General features: G+C 50.0%; 6 protein-coding genes. 5 read left to right on the top strand and 1 reads right to left on the bottom strand.

Going from position 1 to position 6,941, the window contains the following annotated elements; genetic code table 11:
• Positions 1–106: 106 nt before the first annotated feature.
• Positions 107–379, bottom strand: a complete 273-nt coding sequence (locus tag RT197_RS11620; protein ID WP_312950659.1) for a DUF2574 family protein — start codon at positions 377–379, stop codon at positions 107–109.
• A gap of 483 nt (positions 380–862) precedes the next feature.
• Here RT197_RS11620 and RT197_RS11615 point away from each other — a divergent pair, with 483 nt between their 5' ends.
• From RT197_RS11615 to RT197_RS11595, 5 genes are all read left to right on the top strand, one after another.
• The gene (locus RT197_RS11615) at positions 863–1,405 is read left to right on the top strand and encodes a fimbrial protein (protein WP_312950656.1); all 543 of its coding nucleotides are present in this window, start codon (positions 863–865) and stop codon (positions 1,403–1,405) included.
• A 104-nt stretch (positions 1,406–1,509) separates the two neighbouring features.
• Complete coding sequence (locus RT197_RS11610) at positions 1,510–2,193, top strand: fimbria/pilus periplasmic chaperone (RefSeq protein WP_312950654.1); 684 nt, start codon at positions 1,510–1,512, stop codon at positions 2,191–2,193.
• 12 nt (positions 2,194–2,205) lie between these two features.
• Positions 2,206–4,686, top strand: coding sequence for a fimbrial biogenesis outer membrane usher protein (locus RT197_RS11605; RefSeq protein WP_312950651.1), 2,481 nt, complete (start codon positions 2,206–2,208; stop codon positions 4,684–4,686).
• An 11-nt stretch (positions 4,687–4,697) separates the two neighbouring features.
• Positions 4,698–5,720, top strand: coding sequence for a fimbrial protein (locus tag RT197_RS11600; RefSeq protein WP_312950649.1), 1,023 nt, complete (start codon positions 4,698–4,700; stop codon positions 5,718–5,720).
• A 357-nt stretch (positions 5,721–6,077) separates the two neighbouring features.
• Positions 6,078–6,884 carry a C40 family peptidase gene (locus RT197_RS11595; RefSeq protein WP_312950648.1) on the top strand — a complete coding sequence of 269 codons (807 nt, stop codon included), beginning with the start codon at positions 6,078–6,080 and terminating at the stop codon, positions 6,882–6,884.
• Positions 6,885–6,941 lie beyond the last annotated feature (57 nt).

Below are 6,941 nucleotides of genomic sequence, written 5' to 3'. Positions count from 1 at the left end.
AGCAGAAGCAGAAGCAGAAGCAGAAGCAGAAGCAGAAGCAGAAGCAGAAGCAGAAAGCTGGCAGCATGCTGCCAGCTTTTTGATGCATCCTGACAGCCGCGAACGGCTAGTCGTAGCGGCTGAGTAAAATCTGCCGTCCGGGTACCCCCGCTACGCTCACCACTTCGCTGACCACGCCCCGCGCGGCGGGCGAATGCGCATCCACAAACCGAATCGCACTGCCACAGCGTTGCTGGAGGCGTTCGCCCACCGCATCAGCGCTACAGGTTGCCACCACAATGTGTCCATTAATCGTTAACGTGGTGCTGTCGGAAGCCACAGCCATTGCGCTCATCGCCGGGATAAGCACGAACAGGCCCGCAAGAAAACGTCTCTTCATTTTAATTCTGACTCCTTTATGTCAGGCGCGCGGCGCAGGTACAGTCATTATGATCCAGATTGCTGAAAAATGTACCTGCCGGGGGCCGACTCTGCGGCAGCGGTCAACATTTTTTTGCGGTCAGATTTTTATCGGTTCTGTTTTTTTCACCTTCCGCTAACGTTTCTTCTTTGTGCAAACTGATTTTTTTTACTTTAGCCGTCGCTGCCAGTATAAAACGAGGCTTTTTTAATATCATGGCGTGAATGATTTATTGTTTTCTATATATTATTTTTATTTGTGTGGGATTTTATTTCGCTTAATGATCTGGTCAGTGAATATATAAAGCCTGTTAATATTCATGTAATAAATAATGCGCTATTTATCTTGCTTTAAATCAATAAAACATTTTATTCACATTGAGATAACGTCACCGACATGACATCTTGTTACCAGCAAGAGATACTTCTTAACAAATCAAAAACAATCTGAAAGGAATAGAACATGAAACGTAACATGATAGCGTTTTCTGTATTATCAGCTGTATTTATGAATACTTCTGCATTTGCCGCTGACGTTGAAACCGGTACGCTGACAATAAATGGCCTGGTAACGTCTGCTCCCTGTACGTTTGATGGCGGCGCGAAATCAGTTGAAATTAATATGCCCACGGTGCCTGCCAGCGTATTTGATGCTCTGGGTATCTACGCCCCCTATAACGATGCGGTAGGCGTAACCAGCAGTCAGTTAATTATTAACTGCCAGGGCGATGCGAAAAACGTCAAGCTGTCACTGATCACCGATAAGAAAATCACCGGTAATGATAAAGCAGTCGCCAGCAGTAACGATACCGTCGGCTATTATCTGTATCTGGGCAACAGCACCACCGAAGTGGATATTTCAAAGCCGCTGGATCTGGACGCCTATAAAACAGCGGACGGGAAATATGCTATTCCGTTTAAGGCGAAATACCTGAAATTAACCAGCGGTGCCGTGGCAGCGGGTACGGTTAACTCAACAATGGTGATGCGCGTTTCTGAAGATTAATCTTATATTCACCTGAATCAAACTGACACAGTCATCGGCGGCATTGCCGCCGATATTGCTTGCTTAGCCGCTATTGTGAATATAAAAAAACAAGAGGCATCAAAATGAAAGGTCTCCTTTTATTGATCATCACGTCTGTTATTCTTCCCGTTCATGCCGGTATTGCCATTTACGGCACGCGGATTATTTATCCGGCAGAGAAGAAAGAAGTGGTGGTGCAGTTAATGAATCAGGGACCGCGCGCCTCCTTAGTCCAGGCGTGGATTGACGATGGCGACACGACATTAGCGCCGGAACACATTCAGGTGCCGTTTATGCTAACGCCGCCGGTCGCGAAGGTCGCAGGAAACTCCGGCCAGCAGCTAAAAATTAAAAAAATGGCAAATGCCCTGCCAGCCGATAAAGAAAGCCTGTTTTTTCTTAACGTGCTGGATATCCCACCGAATAACCCGGAAAGCAGCGGAACTAACGTCCTGAAGTTTGCGATGCAGAATCGCATCAAACTGTTTTATCGTCCGGCGGGCATTGCGCCGGTCAGCCAGAATAGCTTTAAAAAATTATCACTGGTGCACAATAACAGTCGGCTCGCCGTTAACAATGATACCGCCAACTGGATCACCCTCACTGATATTAAAGCTAACGGCGTAAAAGTGAATCAGGACAGCGTGATGATAGCGCCGTTATCCCGGCAGGCCGTTAATATCAATAATCATAATGCTAAGCAATATAACCTGACCCTGATTGACGATCATGGCAATTATCTTAGCGAAAACGTCAGCGTAAAATAAAAGGAGCAGATTATGTCAAGGATAATGCCGCTGGCTGCGGCTATCTCACTGATCCTCTTTGCTCCCTGTGCGTATGCGGAAGAAGAAACTTTTGACACCCATTTTATGATGGGCGGGATGAAAGGGGAAAAAGTCTCAGCTTTTCGTTTAGATGATAATCAGCCCGTGCCCGGACAATATGAGCTGGATATTTATGTTAATAAACAGTGGCGCGGCAAATATGACGTTACGGTCAGTGACAATGCCGATGACACCTGTTTAGCGCGCGAAACCCTTGACCGCTTAGGCATTCAAACCGCCGGGCTGGATAAAACTCGCGACTGCCTGCCTCTTACAGAGAGCGTTCAGGGAGGCAGTCTACGCTGGGACATCGGCGTTTTCCGCCTCGATCTCAGCGTGCCGCAGGCATTTGTTAAGGCGCTGGAAAATGGCTACGTTCCGCCCGAAAACTGGGATCGCGGGATTAACGCTTTCTATTCCTCCTGGTATCTCAGCCAGTATTACAGCGACTATAACGCGGCCGGAACCAGTAAAAGCACCTTCGCACGCGTTAATAGCGGATTAAATTTGCTGGGCTGGCAACTGCATTCCGACGCCAGTTATCACCAGACCGATGACGCGCGCGGTGAATGGAAGAGTAATACGCTGTATCTGGAGCGCGGCATCGGGCAAATGCTTGCCACGCTGCGCTCCGGAGATATGTACACTGCGAGCGATATTTTTGATTCGGTGCGTTTTCGCGGCGTGCGATTATTTCGGGATATGCAAATGCTGCCCGCCTCTAAACAAAACTTCACGCCGCTGGTGCAGGGGATAGCGAAAAGTAATGCGCTGGTGACGATCGAACAAAATGGTTTTACGGTGTATCAAAAAGAAGTCCCGCCGGGACCGTTTACCATCGCCGATTTACAGCTTGCCGGTGGCGGGGCGGATCTTGACGTCACGGTGAAAGAAGCGGATGGTTCGGTCGCCACTTATCTGGTGCCCTATGCAGCAGTGCCGAATATGTTGCAGCCCGGCGTCGCAAAATATGATTTTGCCGCCGGGCGAAGCCATATTGAAGGAGCCCGCGAGCAAACAAATTTTGCCCAGCTCGGCTACCAGTACGGTTTTAATAACCTGCTAACCCTGTACGGCGGCACGATGCTGTCAGACAACTACCGCGCATATACTCTTGGCACCGGCTGGAACACCCGTATCGGATCTATTTCCGTCGATGTGACTCAGGCACACAGTCAACAAAATAACGGCGATGTCTTTTCCGGGCAAAGTTATCAACTGGCCTATAACAAATATCTGTCGCAGACCGAAACGCGCTTTGGCCTGGCGGCATATCGCTACACCTCCAGTGATTACCGTACTTTTAACGATCACGTGTGGGCCAATAACAGAAACAGCTACCGCCGTGATGAAAATGACGCTTATGACATCGGCGATTATTACCAGAATGATTTTGGCCGTAAAAACAGCTTTTCCGCCAATGTTAGTCAGTCTCTGCCGGAAGGATGGGGATCGTTATCTATGACGTTATTATGGCGCGATTACTGGGTGCGCAGCGGCAGAAATAAAGATTATCAGCTGAGTTATTCCAGTCGCTGGCAGCGCATCTCTTATACCTTTGCCGCCAGCCGGACCTGGGATGAATCATATAATCAGGATAAGCGCGTTAACCTGTTTATCTCCGTGCCGTTTGACTGGGGCGATGATATTTCCGCACCACGCCGTCACTTATCGCTGTCGAACGCCACGACCTTTGATGATGGCAGCTATTCTGCCAATAATACCGGGCTTGCCGGAACTCTGGGCGATCGCGATCAGTTTAATTATGGCGTCAATATGAGCCAGCAGCGGCAGGGGCAGGAAACCACCGCTGGCGGCAATTTGACGTGGAACACGCCGGTGGCGACGGTTAACGGCAGCTACAGCCAGTCAACCCGCTATACGCAGAGCAGCGCAAGCATGGCGGGCGGCATTGTCGCCTGGTCCGGCGGGGTCGATTTCGCTAACCGCCTGTCGGAAACCCTCGCGGTGGCGCACGCGCCGGGGCTGGAAGGCGCGTATATCAACGGGCAGAAATACCGCACCACTAACCGTAAAGGCGTGGTGATCTATGACAGCCTGGCCCCTTATCGTGAAAATCACCTGACGCTGGATATTTCCGCCAGCGGTAGCGAAACGGAACTGCGCGGCAACCGCCGCAGCACCGCGCCGTATCGTGGCGCGGTCGTGCTCACCACTTTTGATACCGACCCGCGCAAGCCGTGGTTTATCCGGGTCCAGCGCCCGGACGGTTCGCCGCTCACCTTTGGCTATGAAGTGGTCGATAGCCACGGTCATAACATCGGCGTCGTCGGGCAGGGCAGCCAGGTCTTTATTCGCACCAATGAAATGCCGCCCGCCGTTCGCGTGGCGGTGGATAAACAGCAGGGAACCTCCTGCCTGATTTCGTTCACGACAAAAATCGACGAAAACGAACGCTATATTTGTCGCTAAGCAGGAGCGTCATGATGAAAACCTATTTTATGCTGGCAATGGTATTACTGTGCTTCGCGCAGCAAAGCCGGGCTGCCTGCCAGTTAACCACCGCGCCGTTAACCCATACCAACCAGTTGGTGCTTGATGAAATGTTTTCCGCCTCCGGCCAGCAATCGCTGGATGTGAGCGCCACTTTCGCCGGGATAAAATGCAGTTCCGCCAGTGATGTTATTTCCTATATGGCGCTGGTCAACAATCAGAAAATTGGCCCGTTCAGCAACGGCGAAAATCTGCGTATTACCGTGACCGTACCGAAAACGACGGAGAATATCGGCACCACGGAGCCGACCGTGAAAACCATTACCTATACGGTGAAGCTGGTGCATGATTCCTGGGACGCATCGGGAACCGGCGTACCGTCGGTGACGATTCCTGGCGTGATGGCGGCAAATACCGGCGGCAATTCCAGCTGGCTGATCAACGCGGTATTGGGATTTTGTAAAGCGGCAAACTGGTCTGGCTGCGTGGATTACATCACGAAGACGCTGAAAGGCGACAGCTATATTGAAAACCTGACCCTCACTTACCACGGCAAAAAAACCACCTGTAAGCCTGATGATTTAACCCTCACCCTGCCGTCTGTTTCGCTGGCTGAACTCCCGGCCTCCGGCAAGCTGGCGGGTAAAAACAAAACGAAAAATATACGTCTGCACTGCGATGGCCTGGTCAGTGCGAATAAACTCACCGCGCGCGGCATGGCGGTATATCTGTACAGCAGCGATTTATGGGCGGGCAGCACGACGGTGCTCCAGGGGGACGTTAATAACGGCGTGGGATTTGTCCTGGAGCAAAATAATACGCTGATTAACATCGCTAACGTTCAGGGTGCGCAGGGCAATGCGAATAATCTGTGGGCGATTGCAAAAGGCAAAACGCTGGGCAATGCCACGGTCGAAATTCCGATCACCGCCAGCTATTTTGTTTACGACAAAAACAAGCTGAAACCGGGGGCGTTAAAATCCACCGCGCTGATTTATGTCAACTATGACTAGTGCAATGCACCGGCAGAAGGCCGTTTCAGGTTGCCTGTGCGTTGGCTGTGCTCACGCACGCGAGTCACTTGCCGGGTAATGCCTCCAGTGAGCAGAACATCTGTTTTTTATGACCCTCCAGCTCATGGCACGCATTACCCATAACCACCGCATCTACGGTGCTTTTTTAGAAAACACCGCAGGCGTATAATCCAAATAATTACGGGGTTTCTTTGTCAGGCTCGCCCTGAAATGTCATTGATGAGTAAAAATTAATTTTTAAATTATGAATAATTTAATTTTTTTATGTCATTTCATGGTATTTACATTCTCTAATACCACCGCTTTGAGCCTGTCTTTGCTTATTGCAGTACTGTCATGTTGAAATTGAATAAATATTCTACTATGCCGCGTGTTAATCATTTTCAGGCGGTGGCAATTATCCTGATGTGCTCCACCTGGCCTCTGAAGGTGACGGCCTCTTCTCACCCCAAAAATGTTGCACATAAATCGGCGATAAGCCTTAAAAAAGCCCATACCGTCTATAAGAGTCTCAGCTACGCAGCACAGCAGCGCAGATATAATCGTGCTTTATTACTGGCGCAGGAAAAAGTCAAAAGGAGTCATGCGACGCCTGTCATTAAGGGCGATGCACAAGACAAAGCGGCTGTGCGGGCACAAAACCGAATCTATATTGAACAACACCCGGAGTGGTTTGCGACACCGTATCGGCCACATCATCTACAGGATGGTTCGGGTTTTGCGGGTAATGAGCATTTGCGGACAGTGACCGAGCAAATTATTACCCGGTTGCAGCACCAACTGGGTAAACAGTATGTCTGGGGGGGAGAATCCCCGGAAGAAGGCTTCGACTGCAGCGGTCTGGTTTTTTTTGCCTATAACAAATTGCTGGCAGCGAAACTACCGCGTACCGCCAATGAAATGTTTCATTTCAGACGCGCCAGAAACGTTGCCGATAATGATTTGCAGCGCGGTGATTTGTTGTTCTTTCACATTCATACACGCAATAAAGCCGATCATGTTGGCGTTTATCTGGGTGATGGGCGTTTTATTGAGTCGCCCCGTACCGGGGAACGTATTCGCATTAGCTCTCTGAACGATGATTTCTGGCAAGAGCACTACCTCGGGAGCAAGCGTATTTTGACTGATAATACGGTGCTTTAATCAGGTATCTGTCTGCAATAGTCTGAATCAGGTGTTGAGGGGAGACGGGTAAAGTCT

It is taken from the genome of Superficieibacter sp., from assembly GCF_032071645.1.
GTDB lineage: Bacteria > Pseudomonadota > Gammaproteobacteria > Enterobacterales > Enterobacteriaceae > Superficieibacter.
This window is presented reverse-complemented; position numbering and strand designations above follow the sequence as displayed.

Excerpts from the sequence above, each read along its gene's own strand:
- RT197_RS11600 (WP_312950649.1), top strand. The coding sequence starts at position 4,698 with ATGATGAAAACCTATTTTATGCTGGCAATGGTATTACTGTGCTTCGCG.
- RT197_RS11620 (WP_312950659.1), bottom strand. The coding sequence starts at position 379 with ATGAAGAGACGTTTTCTTGCGGGCCTGTTCGTGCTTATCCCGGCGATG.
- RT197_RS11605 (WP_312950651.1), top strand. The coding sequence starts at position 2,206 with ATGTCAAGGATAATGCCGCTGGCTGCGGCTATCTCACTGATCCTCTTT.
- RT197_RS11595 (WP_312950648.1), top strand. The coding sequence starts at position 6,078 with ATGTTGAAATTGAATAAATATTCTACTATGCCGCGTGTTAATCATTTT.
- RT197_RS11610 (WP_312950654.1), top strand. The coding sequence starts at position 1,510 with ATGAAAGGTCTCCTTTTATTGATCATCACGTCTGTTATTCTTCCCGTT.
- RT197_RS11615 (WP_312950656.1), top strand. The coding sequence starts at position 863 with ATGAAACGTAACATGATAGCGTTTTCTGTATTATCAGCTGTATTTATG.